Consider the following 19946-nt stretch of genomic DNA (forward strand, 5'->3'; position numbering starts at 1 on the left):
GAACACCTTCAGACTCTACAAACTGAGGCAAAAGAGGTAAATAAATGGCTAGAATTATTGGCGGATTAGCGGTTTCACATACTCCCACTATCGGTTTCGCTGTCGATCATAACAAACAACAGGAAAGCGCCTGGTCGCCTATTTTTGACAGCTTCGCGCCAATGCAAAAGTGGCTGGACGAGAAAAAACCCGACGTACTTCTGTATGTATTCAATGACCACGTAACCTCGTTCTTCTTTGACCACTATTCGGCCTTTACGCTAGGGATTGACGATCACTATGACGTAGCGGATGAAGGCGGCGGCCCGCGCGATTTGCCCCCTGTTAAGGGACACGCGGCCCTTTCGCAACACATTGGTGCCAGCCTGATGGCCGACGAGTTTGATATGTCGTTCTTTATGGACAAACCGTTGGACCACGGCCTGTTCTCGCCGCTTTCAGCGCTGATGCCGCATACCGAAAGCGGTTGGCCTACGCAGATCGTTCCGCTGCAAATTGGCGTGTTGCAGTTCCCTATTCCCACCGCGCGCCGCTGCTATAAACTCGGCCAGGCCTTGCGCCGCGCCGTTGAAAGCTTTCCCGAAGACCTGACCGTGGCGATTGTCGCAACCGGCGGCGTATCACATCAGGTTCACGGCGAACGCTGCGGGTTTAACAATCCGGAATGGGACGACCAATTCGTCGATATGCTGATTAACGACCCTGAGCGATTAACAGAAATGACCCTTGCCGAATACGCCACGCTGAGCGGAATGGAAGGATCAGAAGAGATCATGTGGCTGGTGATGCGCGGTGCGCTGTCCGCCAATGTAGAAAAACTGCATCAAGCCTATTATCTGCCGTCAATGACCGGCATCGCCACGCTGGTGCTGGAGAATAAATCTCGCGAAGCGCCGGTAGATGTGCAGCAGCGCCAGCGCGATAAAATCGCCCTGCAGATGGCTGGCGTTGAAAAACTGCCGGGAACGTATCCGTTCACCCAGGCACGCAGCCTGAAAGCGTTGCGTATCAACCGCTTCCTGCATCGAATGATCCAACCCGCCTGGCGTGAACGCTTCCTCGTAGAGCAGCAGACAATGTTTGAAGAGAACAAACTCACCAGCGATGAACAATTGATGCTGCGCAGTCTCGACTGGCGCGCCATGATTCAATATGGTGTCAGCTTCTTCCTGTTGGAAAAACTGGGGGCCGTAGTGGGCGTATCTAACCTGCACATTTACTCGGCGATGCGCGGTGAAACGCTGGAGGAGTTCCAGAAAACGCGTAATCAGCAGGTTCTTTATTCAGTATCAGGAAAAGCCAAGGCATGAGCATTTTCGACCAGCCGAAGATCGACACGCATCACCACGTTTTTGATCCGCTCAACTTTCCGTATATCCCGGAGACCGCATATCGCCCGGAGGGGCATGAAATTGCCACCGTGGACTATTACCAGGCCGTGATGCAGGCCTATAACATTCGCCACTCGTTGATTGTTGGGCCAACCTCCGGTTACAACACCGACAGTCGCTGTCTGTTGGATGCGCTTGAAAAAGGTCGCGGGCATTTTCGAGGGATAGCCGTGGTGCCTTTCGACTGCAGCCTTGCGCGGCTGGCAGAACTGAAACAGGCCGGAGTAGTCGGTATCGCGCTCAACGTGGCGATGCTCGGCGTTGCCCCTTTTCTCGAATTTGACGACATGATGGGCAAACTGGCGGAGCTGGACATGTTTGCCGCCATTCAGGTGCAGAATGAGCAACTGCTGGCGCTAATGCCCATGCTCGCGCGCTGCAAAACGAAGCTGCTGTTTGACCATTCAGGTCGTCCCGACGTCAGTGCCGGACTGCATCAACCCGCCTTTCAGGCCCTGCTGTCACTGGCACAGAGCGAGCGCTGCTGGGTCAAACTTTCCGGCCTGTCGAAATTTAGCAAACAGCCTTTTCCCTACCCGGATGGCCATGCCTATCAGCATGCGCTGCTTGGGGCATTTGGCGCAGAGCGCTGTATGTGGGGGTCTGACTGGCCGTTTCTGCGCGCCGAGCACCGTATGGATTTAGGCACATTATTGATGCTGGTTGAGCAGCTTTTCCCTGATGAAAAAACGCAGCAAAAAATCATGTGGGAAACGCCAAAACATTTGTTCGGATTTAAGGATTAAGGAAATATATGCAACGCAAAATTGTGGTACTTAACGGCTGTAATCTCAACCTGCTGGGCACGCGTGAGCCGGAAACGTACGGCCGCGACACCCTCGCCGACGTGGAGGCGTTGTGCCATAAAACCGGTAAAGAGTGCAACGTCGAGATCGCGTTTTTCCAGACTAATCATGAAGGGGAAATGATCGAGAAAATTCAGTCATGCCGTGGTGATGCCGACGCACTGGTGCTCAATGCTGCCGCCTGGACACACACCTCCGTGGCAATACGTGACGCCGTCACAGCGATAAATGTGCCTTTATATGAAGTACATATCACCAATGTTCACCGACGCGACGCCTTCCGTCATCATTCATTCCTGTCTGATATTTCCGTGGGGGTAATTTGCGGATTTGGCATTCAGGGATATGAATATGCGATTAGAAAAGCAGCACTTAGCCTGTAAACCTGGTTTAGATCAATAAACAGTTAATCTCCGTTAACAACATTTGAACAATTTTAACGAGGAGCGTAAACCTGACCTGAGCTCACGCAACGGCAATGAGCACGTCAGCTCTATGCCTTGCGCGTAGCACCTGAAAAAAGACTCAACACATTAAAGGGGATAGTGGTATGTCTAACAATGGAAAAGTGGCTTTAGTAACAGGTGCCGGTCAGGGTATCGGACGTGCAATTGCACTGCGTTTGGCAAAGGAGGGTTTTGCCATTGCGGTTGTGGACTTTAACGCCGAGACGGCAAAAAAAGTGGCGGAAGAAATCAACCACGCGGGCGGTAAAGCTATCGCCCACGTCGCGGATGTTTCTAACCGCGAACAGGTATTCTCTGCCGTCGAGGCTGCGACCAAACAGCTCGGCGGATTCGACGTCATCGTTAACAACGCCGGTATTGCCCCTACAACGCTCATTGAAGACATTACGCCTGAAATAGTTGATAAAGTTTATAACATCAACGTCAAAGGCGTTATCTGGGGTATTCAGGCGGCGGTCAAAGCCTTCAAATCTCTCGGCCACGGCGGCAAAATAATTAATGCCTGCTCTCAGGCGGGCCACGTGGGTAACCCTGAGTTGGCCATTTATAGCTCCAGTAAATTTGCCGTTCGCGGTTTGACGCAAACTGCGGCGCGCGACCTGGCGCCACTAGGGATCACGGTCAATGGTTACTGCCCTGGGATTGTTAAAACGCCGATGTGGGAAGAGATCGACCGTCAAGTTTCTGCGGCAGCGGGTAAACCTGTAGGTTACGGCACCCAGGAATTCGCTAAAAACATCACGCTGAAACGCCTTTCAGAGCCGGAGGATGTGGCTGGCTGCGTTGCTTATCTGGCGAGCGCCGACTCGGACTACATGACCGGCCAGTCGCTGCTGATTGACGGTGGCATGGTGTTCAACTAATCCCGTTTACCCTCCTCGACTCAATCGACCTGTGTGCCGCAAAGGAATGCAGGTCTCTTTCACCGCGAGTCTCGCTTGAATCTCCTGCTGATGCCGCTGATAAACCAGAATAAGCATATACTTTTTGATTCGTTGCCATTTTTTGAGCCATCATAAAAACTTCGTTCATTCCTAAATCCGCAATTCTACACTTTCAAGTCAATAAGGCGCGGCAATGACAGCTCACACTCTCCCCCAACCCGAGTACAGCCGCAATATGCGACTGATTGGTCACAGCAATCAGGGGGGTAAACCTGACGGCGTGCAGGTGATGGTCCATCGCGGCTATGCCTATATAGGGCACATGGTGTCGCAGGGGTTTTCTATTGTTGACGTTCGCGACCCCAAAAATCCCCGCGATGCCGGTTTTGTTGCAGCCCCAGCGGGAACCTGGAACGTGCATTTACAGGCGCATGACGATCTTTTACTGGTGATAAATGCCCGCGATTTGTTCGCCGACGTCCGTTTTGCCGATGAAAAAGTCTATTACACCCGTTCAGTAAGCGAGACCGTACAGGGCAGCAACGCACGCGGCTGGAGTGCCGGTGTGCGCATTTTCGACATTTCAACACCCGACAGGCCGAAAGAAATCAGCTTTTTATCCCTTGACGGTATTGGCGTTCACCGGATTTGGTATGTAGGCGGACGCTGGGCCTATGTTTCAGCCCTGCTGGACGGTTACAGTGACTACATATTTTTGACCCTGGATCTCGCTGACCCGCGTAATCCCCAGATTGCAGGCCGCTGGTGGCTGCCGGGAATGCACACCGCCGGTGGCGAAACACCAAGCTGGCCAGAAGGTAAACGGTATGCGCTGCATCACGCCATTATCAGCGGCGATACGGCCTACGCCAGCTGGCGCGACGGCGGCCTTACACTTCTGGATATTAAAGACAAAAATGCACCGCAGTTAATTTCACATCGTAACTGGAGCCCGCCCTTTGGCGGGGGCACGCATACTGCACTCCCACTGCCGGATCGCGACCTGCTGGTGGTACTCGATGAGGCAGTTCTTGATAATCAGGAAGATGGCGAAAAATTAATTTGGTTGTTCGATATTCGTGAGCCTGCAAACCCAGTAAGCATCGCCACCCTCCCGCAGCCAAATGAAAGAGATTACGTCAGCAAAGGGGCCCACTTTGGCCCACACAATCTGCATGAAAATCGGCCGGGCAGTTTTGTTAGCTCAACGCTAATTTTCGCCACCTATCAAAATGCGGGGGTGCGGGCCTATGACATCAGCAATCCCTATCAGCCAAAAGAAACCGGTGCGCTGGTGCCGGCTGCACCAACGGTGATGATGGACACGCGCCCGGGCCGTCCGCAGATCATTCAATCCTGCGACGTTTTCGTCGATGCACAGGGCATTATTTACAGTACCGACTATAATGGCGGTCTTTCCATTATCGAATATCTTGGTTAATTAATTTAGCGGAGTGATAGTACGGCGGCGGGAATTTTACGGGCATTTTTCCGTCGTCTATTTACCGTATCAATCGTTCTTCTCCCCAGCCGAATTGCCCGCTCATTTCCCATCATTAAGAAAACATGACAAGTCGTCTAGGTATCTGATTTAACAAAGTTGAACCTTGAAAAAGTGAGCACAATGAGGCTACACTGCCAAAGACAATTTTGTGACGGGGATCCTCTATTGCCCGCGATGACTGAAAGGACGAAACAGTCTCGTTTAGCGCTCTTGAGCCTAAGAGAAATTTTTAGCAGGTTCTCATTTATTCGACAGGCGGGTAAGGTTATGAACAAGGAAAATGCAATGACCTGGACACTACGGCATAATGACCCAATTATTTTGGGAGTACCTCTTTAGTGAATAAAACCATGGTCAAAAATATATTGTCGCTCTTTATGATTCAGGGAGCTGGATATATTTTACCCCTTATCACGCTCCCTTATCTGGTCAGAGTGCTCGGCCCCAGCGAATACGGCGTATTAGGATTTTCACTGGCATTCGTGCAATATTTTACCCTCCTCGTTCAGTACGGTTTTGACCTTTCAGCCACCAACAAAATAGCCATTCATAAAGACAATAAGACCTTGGTCAGTCAGGTTTTTTGGGGCGTGCTATTTTGTAAAACAATCCTGGTGGTGCTGGGTGCGCTGGTGATGATGGCAATAATATTGCTGGTTCCCAGTCTTAAAGAGTATTCGACCGTTATTATCGTCTCCTACACTTCGGTCATCGGTGCTGCTTACGTCCCTTCATGGCTGTTCCAGGGAAAAGAAAAAATGGGCTGGATGGCGATATCCAATATTCTGGCCAAAATAGTCACTATTCCGTTTATTTTTATTCTGGTGAGCTCGCCCGCCGACACCTGGATTGTGGCACTCATTACCGGTATAGGATTCATTCTCGGTTCGCTGTTTAGCTTCTATATGATTTATCGTGAAAAGTGGATTGAATGGAGCCGACCAAATCTGGAACAAGTAAAAGAACTGATTCAGGACGGGAGATACATCTTCTTATCCAATATTGCAGGCAGCCTTTATGTAAACAGTATTCCGGTGTTTCTCGGCCTTGCGGCTGGACCGGTTACCGTGGGTTTTTACGTTGCCGCCGACCGCATCAGGCAGGCCGTACAGGGACTGATGAGCCCGGTAACCAGCGTGTTTTATCCACGTATTAGCGCATTAATGTCGACCGATAAAGTGAAAGGCCTAAAAATGATCAGGATGCTACTGGTCGGGCAAAATGCGGTGGCGTTGTTTATGACACTGTTCTTAATGATATTTTCATCGCAAATCATCCATCTTTTTTACGGCGAAACCTATCAGGAATCGGTGTCTATTTTAGCGCTCCTCGCCCCGCTTATTTTCTTTATTAGCGTGAGCACCGTCTTAGGCGTACAGGGAATGCTGATTATTGGGATGAGAAAAGAATTTAGCCAAATTCTCTGGCTTGGCGCTATTCTCAATACCGCGATCATCTTCCCATTGATAGGGTTAGCCGGTGCAGATGGCGCAGCTATTTCTGTGCTGTTTACCGAGGCTCTTGTCGCAATGTTGATTGTTGCCAAAACCAAATCCATATGGAGACGTTCTTAAATGTCTATTGAGCAAAATAACGGTAAATCGACCCCTTTTGCAGGGGTTGTGGTTTGGTACAATCCGACAGAAAAAGAAGTCGAAAACATAAAAAGCTATCTCGACTTTGTGCAACACCTCTATGTTGTCGATAACTCAGCCGGAAATAATTTATCTTTATTGAGTGAGCTAACCCGCGACTCGGACAAAGTAGAATATATCCCGAATCTTGATAACCTGGGCATCGCAACAGCGTTAAATAAGGGGTGCGAGCGTGCCCTGGAACAAGGCTATAACTGGATATTAACCATGGATCAAGACTCGAGTTTTGACCGTGCAGAGATGACTAAATTTATCGATGCCTTCGAAACCAAAAAACTCGAAGACCCGACGATTGCCGTGTTTACCCCGCTGACTAATGAATATCAGCCCGAAGGCTATGCCTCACGCGTTATCACCTCTGGCAACCTCTTAAGCCTTATTGCCTATAAACAAATTGGCGGTTTCGACGATACGTTATTTATCGACGAAGTAGATCACGACCTCTGCTACAAGCTGACCCAGCTTAAGTACACTATTTACACCTTTAGCAACGTGCATATGGAACACAAAATTGGTGACGGGAAATCCCATCCTTTCTTGTATCCACGCAGGCTATACGTTATGCATCACGGTGCAATAAGAAAATATTACATCATCCGCAATCGCTTCCTAATTCGTGACAGGTTCCCTTCCTTCACGAATGATTACGCTAAATTCAATCTTATCTTACTGCTAGGCGTGATTTTTTTTGAAAAACAAAAACTGCTTAAACTGCGCTATATGCTGCGCGGCTACTGCGATTATAAAAAGAATCGCCTTGGTCGAATGAGATAACTGGGCTGTCAATATCGATTCAAGCCTGCACTTTGCGGCCTGAATCGGTATCGTCATACCTTACTCTCCTGCCCTCGACTCCAATCCCGGTGAGACCATATTAAGCAGATGTTTGGCCGATTTACCCTGCGAAGTTCGCCGCCAGGCCAGCGCAACCTGGGTGGTGATTGTCTGACCAGCAATAGGCAAACAGCGAACGTTGTCGGCATTAATTTTACTCAACGATGCGGGCAACAGCGCGTAACCAAAACCGGTCGCAACCATACTTAGCGATGAGGCAATTTGCGGACACTGCTGCCCCAATTTTGGGGTAAATCCCGCCTCCACGCAGGCGGCAATCACCGCATCATATAAACCGGGCGACAGCTCGCGCGGGAAAGTAATCAACGTTTCATTGCGCAGTTCAGAAAGCGCAACGCTCTCCCCCCGACTCAGTGGATGCATCTTCGGCAGCGCAATCACCATCTCCTCGTTATCAATCACCCGCACGTTGAAGTCCTTACTGCGCTCGCAGGGTAATCGAATAAACGCTAAATCAATCACCCCCTCACTGAGGGCGGTCATCAGTCCCGACATATCTTTTTCCTGCGGCTCAAGCTTCACGCCGGGATATTTGTCGCGGTAGTGATGCAACAGAGAAAACACCTGCGGATTAAATGCCGAAGAACTGGCAAATCCGATGCGTAGAAAACCATTCATACCCCGCGCCACGCTGCGAGTACGCTCAAGAGCAGCATCCGACAACTTCAAGATAATCAGCGCATCTTCGTAAAGCACCTTACCCGCTTCGGTGAGCTCAACGCCGCGCGTCAGGCGTTTTAGCAGCGTGGTGCCCACTTCATGTTCAAGTCGTTGAATTTGCTGACTGAGCGGCGGCTGGGAAATACCGAGCCGTTCGGCGGCTCGGGTGAAGTTAGTTGTCTCTGCTACGGCAACAAAATAACGCAGATGACGAAGTTCCATATTAAAAACGTCTCAAAGTAAACACCTCTTCATATTGGAACTCCGGGCCGAATGGAGTCAACCTTTAGTTAATCTTGTTAATGAATTCCCGGAGCATCAGTATGAAAGACTTGGCAATTTCTCGTCCCAACGTCCTCTATCAGGCATCCCTGATGAGTGCCCTGCTCAGCGGCGTTTATGAAGGTGACGTCACCATGGCGCAGCTGCGCGAACACGGTGATTTTGGCCTCGGAACGTTTAATAAACTCGACGGTGAGCTAATAGCCTTTGACGGCAACATCTTTCAGCTGCGCGGCGACGGCACGGCACGACGCGCCAGTCCCGAGCAAAAAACCCCGTTTGCCACTATGACATTCTTTAACCCGACTAATGAATACCACATTACCCGCCCGCACAGCCGTGAAGAGATTCATCAGGTGATTGACGAGGTCGTCGCCAGTCAAAACGCGTTCTGCGCCATGCGTATCGATGGCGATTTTAGCCGCGTCGATACCCGCACGGTGCCGGAGCAGCATCGTCCTTATAAACCGATGCTCGAGGCAGTAAAAGAACAGCCGACGTTTCATATCAAGAACAGCCACGGGGTGCTGATTGGCTTTTTAACCCCTGAATATATGCAAGGGATTAACGTGGCGGGTTACCACGAGCACTTCATTGACCAGGCGCGCCACAGCGGCGGACACGTGCTGGATTATCAGGTTGAGCGCGGCACGCTGAGCTTTGGGACCGTCGAAAAACTCACCATTGATTTCCCGCACGATAAAGATTTTCTCAACGCCAATCTCTCTCCTGAAAATTTGCAGGAAGCCATCCGTTCAGTAGAAAGCTAATAGCCGCAGCGAAAGGAGCTATACGATGAGTAACACAGACAATAATGAAGAGTGGAAATGCGGCGCAGACTTGGTGGTCGCCCAGCTTGAGGCGCAGGGTGTCAAACACGTTTTTGGTATCCCCGGCGCCAAAATAGACCGCGTTTTTGACTCACTGGTCGACTCAAAAATCGAAACCGTGGTGGTCCGTCACGAGGCCAATGCGGCATTCATGGCCGGTGCCGTAGGGCGACTGACCGGCAAAGCAGGGGTTGCGCTGGTGACTTCCGGTCCCGGCTGCTCCAACCTTATTACCGGTGTGGCCACGGCCAACTCTGAAGGTGACCCGATGGTAGCATTAGGCGGTGCCGTTAAACGTGCCGACCATGCAAAACAGGTGCATCAGACCATGGACACGGTCTCGATGTTTCGTCCCGTGACTAAATATTCCGCCGAGGTAACCTCCTCATCGGCGCTGGCAGAAGTGGTCTCAAACGGCTTCCGCGCCGCCGAATTTGGCCGTCCGGGCGCCGCCTTTATTAGCCTGCCCATGGACCTTATCAATAAGCCTACGCGCGGCAAGCTGCTCACTTCCTATTCCCCTACCCTCGGCAGTGCGCCACACGGCGCTATTGTCGAGGTAAGTCGTTTGCTCAAACAGGCCAAGAATCCGGTGCTGCTGCTCGGCCTGATGGCGAGCCAACCGCGCAACGCCGAGGCTATTCGTCGCCTGCTGCATAAAAGCGATTTACCGGTAACCAGCACCTATCAGGCCGCAGGCGTTATCGATCAAAGCGCGTTCCACCGCTTCGCTGGACGCGTCGGCCTGTTCAACAATCAGGCCGGTGACAAACTGCTGCGCAATGCCGACTTGGTTATCACCATCGGCTACAGTCCGGTGGAATATGAGCCAGCACAGTGGAGCAACGGCTCTGCGCGACTGGTGCACATTGACGTAACGCCCGCAGAGCCTGACAGTGAATATCAGCCTGAGGTCGAATTGGTGGGGGATATTGCCGACACTATTGACTTGCTGACGCATGAGATACCCGAGCAGATCGCGCTCAGCCCGCTGGCGGTGGACATTCTCGAAGAACGCCGTTTGCAGCGCCAATTGCTTGACCAAAAGGGCCGCAGCCTGAATCAGTTTGCCATTCACCCTCTGCGACTGGTGCGCGCGATGCAGGACATCGTCAACAGCGACGTCACATTGTGCGTTGACATGGGCAGTTTTCATATCTGGATTGCCCGCTATCTATACAGCTTCCGTGCCCGTCAGGTGTTGATTTCCAACGGTCAACAGACAATGGGCGTTGCACTACCCTGGGCGATCGGCGCCGCGCTGGTCGAGCCGGGCCGCAAAGTCGTCTCGGTTTCAGGCGATGGCGGCTTTATGCAGTCGAGCATGGAGCTGGAAACGGCGGTACGGCTGGGTGTAAACCTGCTGCACATCATCTGGGTCGATCAGGCCTATAATATGGTGGCGATTCAGGAAGAGAAAAAATATCAACGTACCTCCGGTATCCAGTTCGGCCCGATTGATTTTAAAGCCTATGCCGATTCGTTCGGTGCCAAGGGCTTCGCCGTGACATCCGCCGATTCGCTGGAAAAAACGCTGCATGCGGCGATGGACGTCCAGGGTCCTGCCGTGGTGGCCATTCCCGTGGACTACAGCGACAACGCGCTGTTAATGAGTCAATTGAACATGGGCGAAATCTTCTAGGAAATACCGCCCTGGGCACGAATCGCGTCAACCATCGCGCTGGCAGCCGGTGAGAGCAGGCTGCCAGCGCGCAGGGTGATACCAATCGCGCGTCGCGTGTCGGCTAGCTCGACGTTGAGACTGACCAACTCGCCGTTGTCCAACTCGTGCTGCAACTGTCTGGCGGATACCGCCGCCAGCATATCTGAATTGAGCAATAACCCCCGCACCATCGCCAGATCGCCACTTTCTACGACCGCATCCGGCGCAGGAATATTCATCGCCATAAAACTGCTTTCTAATAGACCGCGTGCTGGTGTTTCGGCGCGTGGCAATACCCAGCGTGCGCTGCGCAAAGCTTCAGGACTGAGTGCGGCCTGGCTCAGCGGATGCCCGCGGCGTGCCACAATCACCATCTCTTCGGTAAATAAGGTTTCAGTCACCATGTCTGCCGCATAGTCGCTGGTGCGCAGTGCACCGACGATAAAATCGATCTCTCCCGACCGCAGCTCCGAGGCTAAGGCGGCAAAGGCGCTTTCATTGGTAATAATTTTGATGCCGCCATAGCGCGCAGTCACGGCCAGAATTGCCTGCGGCAGCAGTCGCGTGCGGCTCAGCGGCAGCGCGCCTATCTGTACCGTCCCCACCAGCACCCCTTGACGGGCGGCGATATCGGCGGGAATGTGCCGCAGTTCGTTCAGCGCCCGACGAATATTGGGCACAATTTCCTGACCAGCAAGGCTCGGTATCATTCCCTGCGGCGTTCGCTCCAGCAGCGAGGTGTTTGCGCCATTTTCCAGCACTTTAAGCGCGGCCGACACGGCAGGCTGACTCAGCCCGAGCAGCGTAGCAACGGTTTGCATATGCCGCGTTTTGCACAGGGACACAAAAATCTGCAATCGCCGTACGTTGAACAAATACAGCGGCTCGGTCGGCGCACGGTTCTGCGCCGTTTTACCCTGCAAACGCGCCAGCAGATAGGCGGTTTCATGCAGCTCGGCAATGGCCCGACGTGCACGCGGCAAAACACATTTGCCGAAATCGGTCAGCCGCATGCCGTTGGCGTGGCGCTCGAACAGCGGCACGGATAAATGCTCCTCCAGATCTCGAATAGCGCGGGTAATCGCCGACTGAGTGCGAAAAAGCTCGTCGGCGGCCCGTGAGACACTGCCCTGATCGACAACCTGACAAAATGCGCGGATCTGCATCAGGCTACATAACTCCCTCTCGTGCTTCATCCCCTTCTCCTGCCAGCGTTTTATACGTGAGCTCAACCCGCAATATAAATAAAACGCATACCTGCTGCAATCAAATGAATTACCTCAGACCCGCGGTGACTGACAGCATAGAAATCAGACCACGCAATGCGTTCGTTATCCTCAAACAGTGAAAAATAAGGATTATACACATGACTAACGTCACTCAGGATCAGGCCAACGGCAGCGCCAAAAGCGCCTTGGTTGTCAGCGCCCACTCGGCCGATTTTGTATGGCGTGCGGGCGGCGCTATCGCCCAGCACACCCAGCTGGGCTACCACGTGCACATTGTTTGCCTGTCGTTTGGCGAGCGCGGTGAGTCAGCAAAACTGTGGCGTAAAGGCGAAATGAGTGAAGAAAAAGTCAAAGCTTCGCGACGTGAAGAAGCCATGGCGGCGGCCGAAATCCTCGGTGCCAGCGTCGAATTTTTTGATATGGGTGACTATCCGCTGCGCGCCACAAAAGACGATTTATTCCGTCTGGCCGACATTTACCGCCGCGTGCAACCACATTTTGTACTGACCCACTCCTTGAAAGATCCCTACAACTATGACCACCCGATGGCCACGCATCTGGCGCAGGAGGCACGCATCATTGCCCAGGCTGAAGGCTATAAACCGGGCGAGCCTGTCGTGGCTGCGCCACCGGTTTACTGCTTTGAGCCACACCAGCCGGAGCAGTGCGACTGGAAACCTGACGTGCTGCTCGACATCACCGACGTCTGGGACAAAAAGTATCAGGCCATCCAGTGCATGGCCGGTCAGGAACACCTGTGGGAATATTATACGCGCGTGGCGCAACAGCGTGGCGTGCAGGCGAAACGCAACATCGGTATCACCAGCGGCAAAAATATCGAATACGGCGAGGGTTATCAGAGCATCTTCCCACGTGTAACAGGAGAGCTGGCATGAGCAGCAAAGAAAGTGTGATTCTCGGCAAAAAAGGGGTCGTGGTGCGTAATATACCCCGCGCTGAACCGCTACACGTTGCCGCGCTGGCCAGCTTTGGCGTGGCGACCGTGCACGAAGCTCAGGGCCGTAAGGGACTACTTGATTCGGCTCTGCGCCCCATTGTGCAAAATGTGGCGATTTCTGGCAGTGCCATCACCGTATTGGTCGCGCCGGGCGACAACTGGATGTTTCACGTCGCGGTCGAGCAGTGTCAACCCGGCGATATTCTGGTGGTTGCTCCCACCTCGCCGTGCACTGACGGTTACTTTGGCGACCTGCTGGCCACCTCACTCAAGGCGCGCGGCGTGATAGGCCTGGTGGCAGACGTGGGCGTGCGCGACACCCGCACCCTGCGTGAGATGGGTTTTGCGGTTTGGTCACGTGCCGTTTATGCCCAAGGCACGGTAAAAGAGACGCTGGGTTCGGTGAACATCCCCATCCTTTGCGCCGGTCAGATTATTTATCCCGGTGACGCCATCGTGGCCGATGACGACGGCATTGTGGTCGTTCGCCGTGAGGAAGTCACAAAAGTGGCAGAGGCCAGTCGCCAACGCGAAGTGCTGGAAGAGAGTAAACGTGCGCGGATGGCCGAGGGTGAGCTGGGGTTGGATATTTATAATATGCGTCCAACCCTTGAACAAAAAGGCCTGACCTACTTTGATGACGCCGACGCGCTGAAAAAATCACTACTGGCCTGAGGAGGCTTGATGTTGCAAACCCGAATTCCCTGCACGTTAATGCGCGGTGGCACCTCAAAAGGCGCGTTCTTTCTGGCCGCTGATTTACCCGCTGACCCGTCACTGCGCGACAGCGTGCTGCTGGCGGTGGTGGGTTCGCCGGACCCACGGCAAATTGACGGCGTGGGCGGCGCGGACCCTTTAACCAGCAAGGTGGCCATTATTCGTCGCTCACAGCGTGATGACGCCGACATTGACTACCTCTTTGCCCAAGTCAACGTGGACAAGGCCGTGGTCGACTTCGGGCAAAACTGCGGCAATATTCTGGCCGCCGTCGGCCCTTATGCCATTGAGCAAGGTCTGATTGAGCCGCTGGATAAGCTCACACCGGTGAGAATTTTTATGGAAAATACCGGCCAAATAGCTATCGCTCACGTGCCCACGCCACAGGGATATGTGGAATATGAGGGCAGTCTGCGTATCGACGGCGTTCCGAGAACAGCCGCTGAAATCCTGATTGAATTCGCCGATATTGCCGGGTCGAGCTGCGGCTCACTGCTGCCAACCGGAAACGTTATTGACAGATTCGACGGCATTGAGGTGACCTGCATCGACAACGGTATGCCGGTGGTGCTGTTGCGCGCTGCCAGTCTCGGCCGCACGGGCTATGAAACCCGCCAGCAGCTTGACGACGATGCAGAACTTAAAGCCAGACTGGAGTCTATTCGTCTACAGGCGGGTCCTAAAATGAATCTTGGGGATGTCACACAGCGAACCGTGCCGAAAATGACGCTGGTTGCAGAGCCGCGTAACGGTGGCGCGCTGACCAGCAGGACTTTTATCCCCCACCGCTGCCATGCCTCAATCGGCGTCCTGGGTGCGGTGAGTGTCGCCACCGCCTGCCTGCTGCCAGAGTCGGTAACACAGGGACTGGCCACGGTGCCACAAGGATTACGTCCGCGCATCAGCGTTGAGCATCCGAGCGGCGAATTCAGCGTCGAACTGCAGATACATCCCACCGCCGTTGGCGCTGAAAGCGTGCTCGGATGCGGGCTATTGCGCACAGCGCGCCTGCTATTTACCGGCCACGTCGCGATCCCCGGCAGTCTGTGGGACGGCCGTCATTCTGTTGTCAAGCATTGACAGAGATTGCTCAGGCCACGGGCAACGCCATAAATAATGTATTAAGCAAAGGGGCAGATTTAGTCCTGGCAAAATAGGCTTATCAACCGGCTACAGGTTAAGGTCGAATTAAACCGCCTGCCCCTCTGGCACTTTTTCTTGCAGCAGCGTTAAAGCACGTTCGGCAAGCTTGGCGAAATAGTTCGCCGCAGGGGCGATCAGCGCTTCATCGGGATTGAATCCTTCATGATGCAGCCCAAACTCGCTGGCACTGCCGATACTGACAAAAGCACCCGGCACGTTTTGCAGATAGATGGCAAAATCTTCGCCGCCGAGATGCAAATCGGCCGTACGTACCTTGTAACCCTGTTCTTTAGCGACGCTGGCGCTGAATGTCGCCCAATTTTCGTCGTTGATGAGCACCGGAGGTCCGGCGGTCCAGTTAACGTCTGCCGTTGCGCCACTGGCCTCGACCAGACTTTTAACCAGGTGAATAACGCGTTGCTGCACCTGCGCACGCACGTTAACGTCATGCGTGCGCAGCGTGCCGCCAAACATTACCTCTTCAGGCAACACGTTCCACGTTTTACCGGCATCAATACGCGTGACGCTAAGCACTAAGCTGTCGAGTGTATTAAAGCTACGACTGGTCAAAGCCTGCAATGCCTGAATGACCTGACTGGCGAGCACAATGGTGTCATTGCCCTGCTCAGGGTGCGCCGCGTGCGCGCCTTTGCCACGAATTTTAATGATAAACCGGTCAGCGTTGGCATAAAACGCCCCACCGCGCGTGGCAAAAGTGCCCACCGGAAGACCGGGTTCATTGTGCATACCAAAAATTGCCTGCACGTCCTGCAACGCACCGGCCTTAATAAACTGTTTGGCACCGGTGCAGTTCTCTTCACCCGGTTGAAACAACAAACGAACTCTGCCCGGCAAAGAGGCTTCGCGCGCTTTTAACTGCAAAGCCGCACCGAGAATAACCGAGGTGTGAATATCATGGCCGCAGGCGTGCATTACACCGTCATTCTGCGAGGCATAGGCTAACTGTGTCTGCTCATGAATGGGCAATGCGTCAATATCGGCCCGCAGCGCAATCAGTGATTCGCCCTGCCCTATTTCAGCAATCACGCCGGTTTGAATAGGATAATCAAGGATGCGGATATCGGCCGACTTCAGCCAGTCGCGAATGCGCGAGGTGGTCGCCTGCTCCTGATTTGAGAGCTCGGGCCACGTGTGTAAGGTCCTGCGCCAGTTAATCAGCTGTGCAGCAAAATTTTCGCTCATGCGTTTCTCCCTCCTTTATGTCTGCCTCATAGTGCAAGCACAACCGGTGCGAGTAAAAGAACAATTCTGCGCAAGGGAATGAAAATTCTGGCAATAGGCATAGCACTTTTATGGAAAAGCTTATCGCAAATCCTTGGTTCACGCGCTTGTCACAACTTTGGATGATGGGAACCTGTCCGCTGAGGCGGTGAATCTGCACCATCCCCCTGAAATTCCGCTCAGTCTTTTTATCTCGTTCAAACCCTGAGGATTTTATGACGGACTCATTAATCGAACAGCTGGTTTCCTGGCGGCGCGAGCTGCATCAGCATCCTGAACTCTCCAATCATGAATTTGCGACCACCGAGCGCATTACTGCATGGCTAAAAGAAGCCGACATTCGCGTTCTGCCGCTCAGGATTAAAACGGGCGTGGTGGTTGAGATGGGTCAGGGTGAGCCGCTGATCGCCCTGCGTGCCGACATCGATGCATTGCCAATTGAAGAAGCAACGCATCGGCCTTTCGCCTCAAAAAATGCCGGCGTAATGCACGCCTGCGGCCACGACGTTCACACGTCTATCATGCTCGGAGTCGCCTATCGCCTGAAAGCGCAGGAAAAACAGCTAAAAGGCCGTGTGCGTATACTGTTTCAACCGGCGGAAGAAACGTTTAACGGCGCTCAGCAGCTTATCGACGCCGGTGCGCTTGAGGGTGTGCAGGCTATTTTCGGCATGCACAATGCGCCGGATCTCCCGCTCGGGACCTTGAAAACACGCGGCGGTGCGTTTTATGCCAACGTTGATAGATTTTCAATCACGATCAACGGTAAAGGCGCGCATGCCGCACGTCCTCATGAAGGCATCGATTCCGTGGTCATTGGCAGTCAGATTGTGACCACGCTGCAAACTTTGGCCAGCCGTATTTACAGTGCGCAGGAGTCGGTGGTGGTCAGCGTAACGCGCTTTACCGCAGGCAATACCTGGAATGTGCTGCCGCAAACCGTTGAACTCGAGGGAACGGTGCGCACGCACAATGACACTATTCGCGAAGCGATCCCTCAGCGTATACGTTCATTGATAGACGGCATTGCCGGTGGCTTTGGCGCACGAGCAACACTTGACTGGCAGCCCGGCCCTCCGGCGTTGATTAACACCCCGCAGTGGGCAGACTTTGCCCTGTCGATTGCCAAAGAGAGCGGCTATAACGTTGAGGTCGCCACGCCGCAGATGGGCGGTGAAGACTTTGCTTTTTATCTGCACCACGTCCCCGGCGCTTTTGTCAGTATCGGCAGCGCCAGCGCCTTTGGCCTGCATCATCCAGAGTTTGACCCCAATGAAGCATTAATCGAGCCCGCAGTAGACTATTTTACCGCGCTTGCCCAACGCGCGCTGCACGCAGTAGCGCAGTAGCGGCCGTCGGTTACTTTTGCTAACGGAAAACAGCGGGCAAATAGCCCGCCTTGACTGGAGCAGCGAGGCAGGATTTGCCACTATGGTTTAGTTAATAATTATCATTTAAGGGGATAGATCATGACGACGAACAAACCATTAAACGCTGACCCCCTGCAGTGGGGACACGGAAAAAACGTATTCGAAGTATTTCTGGAACCCACCTGCCCTTACTCCGTTCGCGCTTTTAATAAATTTGACGCACTGCTGGATGAGCTAGGTGAAGACAATATGACGCTGAAAATTCATCTTCAGTCTCAGCCGTGGCATATGTATTCCGGCTTAATCGTGCGCTACATCCTTGCTGCCTCTACCCTGCCCGAAGGAAAAGAAGCGGCAAAAGCAGTATTGAAAGCCGTTGGCGATCATCGTGAAGAGTTCGAATTTACCGATCACTGCACTGGCCCGAATCTTGACGCCACGCCGAACGACATTATCAACCGCCTTGAGCAATACAGCGGCATCAACGCACGTGAAGCCTTCGCGCGTCCGGACTTGCAAAACGTCATCAAGTGGCACAGCAAATACTCGCGCCAAAACGGTATTCACGTTTCGCCTACTTTTATCGTTAACGGATTAGTACAGGCTGATATCGGCAGTGGCGACGAGATTTCCTCCTGGGCAAAACGTATTCAGGGCTAACACCTCTGCGGTTGTTTTACCCCGTTGTGGGCGATAAAAGCCGGTTTTGCCGATTTCTTCAACACTCAGACGCGGTTATGAAGAAAGAGCTTTGACAAGCACGGCTCCCCCCGTTAATATTCGCCCCGTTCAACGATTCCTCTGTAGTTCAGTCGGTAGAACGGCGGACTGTTAATCCGTATGTCACTGGTTCGAGTCCAGTCAGAGGAGCCATATTTAGAAAAGCCTGCACAAGACAACTTGCGCGGGCTTTTTGCTTTTTGGGGATTATGGAATCTCTGGCAGATTCAGATTTTATCCATAACGATGCCGTGTTGAAGGTATAGCGTCAATGCTTTCAGCCAGAAGGCGATTAGATTTCGAGCGGTATACGAAGGCGCCAGAAGTCTGCCACAGGCTGTCACAGGTCAAACTCTGGTTTTTTTGCCGTGTCAACGACTGAAATACCGAGTGGTTTTACCGGGTCCCTTAGGCACATCCAAAGCAACAAACAGCTAACGATTCATTCTTTAAATGACGGTTGATATACGGTTCTCGTAAAACGCGTCAGCGCGAATCGGATAGAGGGCTATTATCAACAGACACTGATAAACATTCTGGCAATGGTTATAACCCATTCGTTTAAAAACCCAGCATCACAGCCGTTTATGGTCATAGCCCATATTAAGGCATGACTAATATCGCGATGTATTAATTATCGGGGCTTAGGGTATTTCATCTCTCTTGTTAATGCTCATATTCATCAGCAACGTGCTGAGATTCTTAGATTACTCGTAGATATAATCAATCCCGCCTGAGTAATGATCGGGCTTTTAAGGCGCACTTCCCAAAAACCATTGACAAACCATTACATTACTAGATGTAAAAATCTATAAATTTTAGTTTGTTTCAGATAAACCCCGCCTCCCGCATTACATATATTTCTACCTAATTAGTCTTCAACACTACATTAGGAAATGTCATGAAATATTCAAGGAACGAAATCTCTAAAACCCGTGCCTCAACGACTCTTTCACGAGTGTGTGCAACCTCATCCACAAATCCGCTGAAAACTACATTATTGCATGAGCTTGCGATTGATGGTTTTTCCTCTATAGCCTCCAGCCCTACCATCGATGGGGCTTATCCAATATGACACGGATGTTTATCTCCAGGCCGGTAAAACAGGCAACCACGGACAAAACTGCCTTGCTAATATACCAGATTAATCAGGTCGTTAAAGACATCCTCAAGGAAACCGGAAAAGCCGTCGGCAACCTTTCCGTAGAGGCTGGCTCAAAAGTAGTATTTGAATTTCACAACGTTCCTCCCATCACCCTTTCCTTGAATGAAGGACACATCTGGCTCCAGACGCCGCTTATCTGGAGGGACGAGTTGCATTTTGCTAAATCTGCAGGTGCCCTTCTGGAGGTACTGCAGTACCCGCTGCCGTGGGTAGTGACCGACCAGCCAGTGCTAGGTCTTCGTGGCCGGGAGCTGCGGGCGCTGGTTGATGAATCGTGTTTCGTCATTGATACCCGGTTCGGAGAACTCCTCGATGCCTTTTATTTACGCAGTTGCCGTCTGCAACAGTGCGCAGGCGAATACTCCAGGCCGTAAATTTGCCAGTCCCTTCCCCCATTATCATAAG

The 19946-nt window shown here is 52.5% G+C and carries 18 protein-coding genes and 1 tRNA gene; 16 read left to right on the plus strand and 3 right to left on the minus strand.

Translation table 11 applies throughout. The features are described 5' to 3' along the window. Positions 1–44: 44 nt before the first annotated feature. From GA565_RS15895 to GA565_RS15925, 7 genes are all read left to right on the plus strand, one after another. Complete coding sequence (locus GA565_RS15895; protein ID WP_152199294.1) at positions 45–1310, plus strand: gallate dioxygenase; 1266 nt, start codon at positions 45–47, stop codon at positions 1308–1310. Further along, positions 1307–2137, plus strand: coding sequence for an amidohydrolase (locus tag GA565_RS15900; RefSeq protein WP_152199295.1), 831 nt, complete (start codon positions 1307–1309; stop codon positions 2135–2137). Before GA565_RS15895 ends, GA565_RS15900 begins: the two co-directional genes overlap by 4 nt. A gap of 8 nt (positions 2138–2145) precedes the next feature. Next, positions 2146–2580: a type II 3-dehydroquinate dehydratase gene (gene aroQ / locus GA565_RS15905; RefSeq protein WP_152199297.1), complete on the plus strand. Its 435-nt coding sequence runs from the start codon at positions 2146–2148 to the stop codon at positions 2578–2580. A gap of 167 nt (positions 2581–2747) precedes the next feature. Further along, positions 2748–3527, plus strand: coding sequence for a (S)-acetoin forming diacetyl reductase (locus GA565_RS15910; RefSeq protein WP_152199299.1), 780 nt, complete (start codon positions 2748–2750; stop codon positions 3525–3527). 214 nt (positions 3528–3741) lie between these two features. Next, positions 3742–4989, plus strand: a complete 1248-nt coding sequence (locus GA565_RS15915) for an LVIVD repeat-containing protein (protein WP_152199300.1) — start codon at positions 3742–3744, stop codon at positions 4987–4989. 401 nt (positions 4990–5390) lie between these two features. Then, positions 5391–6626: a flippase gene (locus GA565_RS15920; RefSeq protein ID WP_152199302.1), complete on the plus strand. Its 1236-nt coding sequence runs from the start codon at positions 5391–5393 to the stop codon at positions 6624–6626. After that, positions 6627–7481, plus strand: coding sequence for a glycosyltransferase (locus GA565_RS15925; protein ID WP_152199304.1), 855 nt, complete (start codon positions 6627–6629; stop codon positions 7479–7481). A 60-nt stretch (positions 7482–7541) separates the two neighbouring features. On the opposite strand, the gene GA565_RS15930 is transcribed toward GA565_RS15925, so the two are convergent. Next, positions 7542–8444, minus strand: coding sequence for a LysR family transcriptional regulator (locus tag GA565_RS15930; protein ID WP_152199305.1), 903 nt, complete (start codon positions 8442–8444; stop codon positions 7542–7544). A 101-nt stretch (positions 8445–8545) separates the two neighbouring features. Between GA565_RS15930 and budA the strand changes: the two genes are divergently transcribed. Together budA and alsS are read left to right on the plus strand one after the other, a co-directional pair. Beyond that, positions 8546–9274 carry an acetolactate decarboxylase gene (budA, locus tag GA565_RS15935; RefSeq protein WP_370518057.1) on the plus strand — a complete coding sequence of 243 codons (729 nt, stop codon included), beginning with the start codon at positions 8546–8548 and terminating at the stop codon, positions 9272–9274. A gap of 25 nt (positions 9275–9299) precedes the next feature. Further along, entirely contained in the window at positions 9300–10976 is a 1677-nt protein-coding gene (gene alsS / locus GA565_RS15940; protein ID WP_152199309.1) for an acetolactate synthase AlsS, read from the plus strand. On the opposite strand, the gene GA565_RS15945 is transcribed toward alsS, so the two are convergent. Further along, positions 10973–12193 carry a LysR family transcriptional regulator gene (locus tag GA565_RS15945; protein ID WP_152199310.1) on the minus strand — a complete coding sequence of 407 codons (1221 nt, stop codon included), beginning with the start codon at positions 12191–12193 and terminating at the stop codon, positions 10973–10975. The genes alsS and GA565_RS15945 overlap by 4 nt on opposite strands. 170 nt (positions 12194–12363) lie before the next feature. Between GA565_RS15945 and galB the strand changes: the two genes are divergently transcribed. From galB to GA565_RS15960, 3 genes are read left to right on the plus strand one after another with little or no spacing between them, the layout of a single operon-like run. Further along, positions 12364–13122, plus strand: a complete 759-nt coding sequence (gene galB, locus GA565_RS15950) for a 4-oxalmesaconate hydratase (RefSeq protein ID WP_152199312.1) — start codon at positions 12364–12366, stop codon at positions 13120–13122. Beyond that, on the plus strand, positions 13119–13859 hold the full coding sequence (locus GA565_RS15955; protein WP_152199314.1) for a 4-carboxy-4-hydroxy-2-oxoadipate aldolase/oxaloacetate decarboxylase: 741 nt from the start codon (positions 13119–13121) through the stop codon (positions 13857–13859). Before galB ends, GA565_RS15955 begins: the two co-directional genes overlap by 4 nt. A gap of 9 nt (positions 13860–13868) precedes the next feature. After that, positions 13869–14981, plus strand: a complete 1113-nt coding sequence (locus tag GA565_RS15960; protein WP_152199316.1) for a 4-oxalomesaconate tautomerase — start codon at positions 13869–13871, stop codon at positions 14979–14981. Between the two features lie 108 nt (positions 14982–15089). Here GA565_RS15960 and GA565_RS15965 read toward each other — a convergent pair whose 3' ends face one another. After that, positions 15090–16247: an amidohydrolase gene (locus GA565_RS15965; RefSeq protein ID WP_152199318.1), complete on the minus strand. Its 1158-nt coding sequence runs from the start codon at positions 16245–16247 to the stop codon at positions 15090–15092. A gap of 254 nt (positions 16248–16501) precedes the next feature. On the opposite strand from GA565_RS15965, the gene GA565_RS15970 reads away from it, so the two are divergent. The 4 genes from GA565_RS15970 to GA565_RS15985 all read left to right on the plus strand — a co-directional run bounded on the left by GA565_RS15970 (position 16502) and on the right by GA565_RS15985 (position 19915). Beyond that, on the plus strand, positions 16502–17635 hold the full coding sequence (locus tag GA565_RS15970; RefSeq protein ID WP_152199319.1) for an amidohydrolase: 1134 nt from the start codon (positions 16502–16504) through the stop codon (positions 17633–17635). Positions 17636–17755: 120 nt separating this feature from the next. After that, positions 17756–18316, plus strand: coding sequence for a thioredoxin domain-containing protein (locus tag GA565_RS15975; protein ID WP_152199321.1), 561 nt, complete (start codon positions 17756–17758; stop codon positions 18314–18316). Positions 18317–18453: 137 nt separating this feature from the next. Continuing rightward, positions 18454–18529: transfer RNA gene (locus tag GA565_RS15980), tRNA-Asn, on the plus strand. Positions 18530–19447: 918 nt separating this feature from the next. Next, complete coding sequence (locus GA565_RS15985) at positions 19448–19915, plus strand: hypothetical protein (protein WP_152199323.1); 468 nt, start codon at positions 19448–19450, stop codon at positions 19913–19915. Positions 19916–19946 lie beyond the last annotated feature (31 nt).

This window comes from Rouxiella sp. S1S-2 (genome assembly GCF_009208105.1).
Lineage (GTDB): Bacteria > Pseudomonadota > Gammaproteobacteria > Enterobacterales > Enterobacteriaceae > Rouxiella.

Coding starts and splice junctions, on each gene's coding strand:
- aroQ (WP_152199297.1), top strand. CDS start 2,146: ATGCAACGCAAAATTGTGGTACTTAACGGCTGTAATCTCAACCTGCTG.
- GA565_RS15910 (WP_152199299.1), top strand. CDS start 2,748: ATGTCTAACAATGGAAAAGTGGCTTTAGTAACAGGTGCCGGTCAGGGT.
- GA565_RS15955 (WP_152199314.1), top strand. CDS start 13,119: ATGAGCAGCAAAGAAAGTGTGATTCTCGGCAAAAAAGGGGTCGTGGTG.
- GA565_RS15985 (WP_152199323.1), top strand. CDS start 19,448: ATGACACGGATGTTTATCTCCAGGCCGGTAAAACAGGCAACCACGGAC.
- GA565_RS15925 (WP_152199304.1), top strand. CDS start 6,627: ATGTCTATTGAGCAAAATAACGGTAAATCGACCCCTTTTGCAGGGGTT.
- alsS (WP_152199309.1), top strand. CDS start 9,300: ATGAGTAACACAGACAATAATGAAGAGTGGAAATGCGGCGCAGACTTG.
- GA565_RS15945 (WP_152199310.1), bottom strand. CDS start 12,193: ATGAAGCACGAGAGGGAGTTATGTAGCCTGATGCAGATCCGCGCATTT.
- GA565_RS15970 (WP_152199319.1), top strand. CDS start 16,502: ATGACGGACTCATTAATCGAACAGCTGGTTTCCTGGCGGCGCGAGCTG.
- GA565_RS15975 (WP_152199321.1), top strand. CDS start 17,756: ATGACGACGAACAAACCATTAAACGCTGACCCCCTGCAGTGGGGACAC.
- GA565_RS15895 (WP_152199294.1), top strand. CDS start 45: ATGGCTAGAATTATTGGCGGATTAGCGGTTTCACATACTCCCACTATC.
- galB (WP_152199312.1), top strand. CDS start 12,364: ATGACTAACGTCACTCAGGATCAGGCCAACGGCAGCGCCAAAAGCGCC.
- budA (WP_370518057.1), top strand. CDS start 8,546: ATGAAAGACTTGGCAATTTCTCGTCCCAACGTCCTCTATCAGGCATCC.
- GA565_RS15930 (WP_152199305.1), bottom strand. CDS start 8,444: ATGGAACTTCGTCATCTGCGTTATTTTGTTGCCGTAGCAGAGACAACT.
- GA565_RS15900 (WP_152199295.1), top strand. CDS start 1,307: ATGAGCATTTTCGACCAGCCGAAGATCGACACGCATCACCACGTTTTT.
- GA565_RS15965 (WP_152199318.1), bottom strand. CDS start 16,247: ATGAGCGAAAATTTTGCTGCACAGCTGATTAACTGGCGCAGGACCTTA.
- GA565_RS15960 (WP_152199316.1), top strand. CDS start 13,869: ATGTTGCAAACCCGAATTCCCTGCACGTTAATGCGCGGTGGCACCTCA.
- GA565_RS15915 (WP_152199300.1), top strand. CDS start 3,742: ATGACAGCTCACACTCTCCCCCAACCCGAGTACAGCCGCAATATGCGA.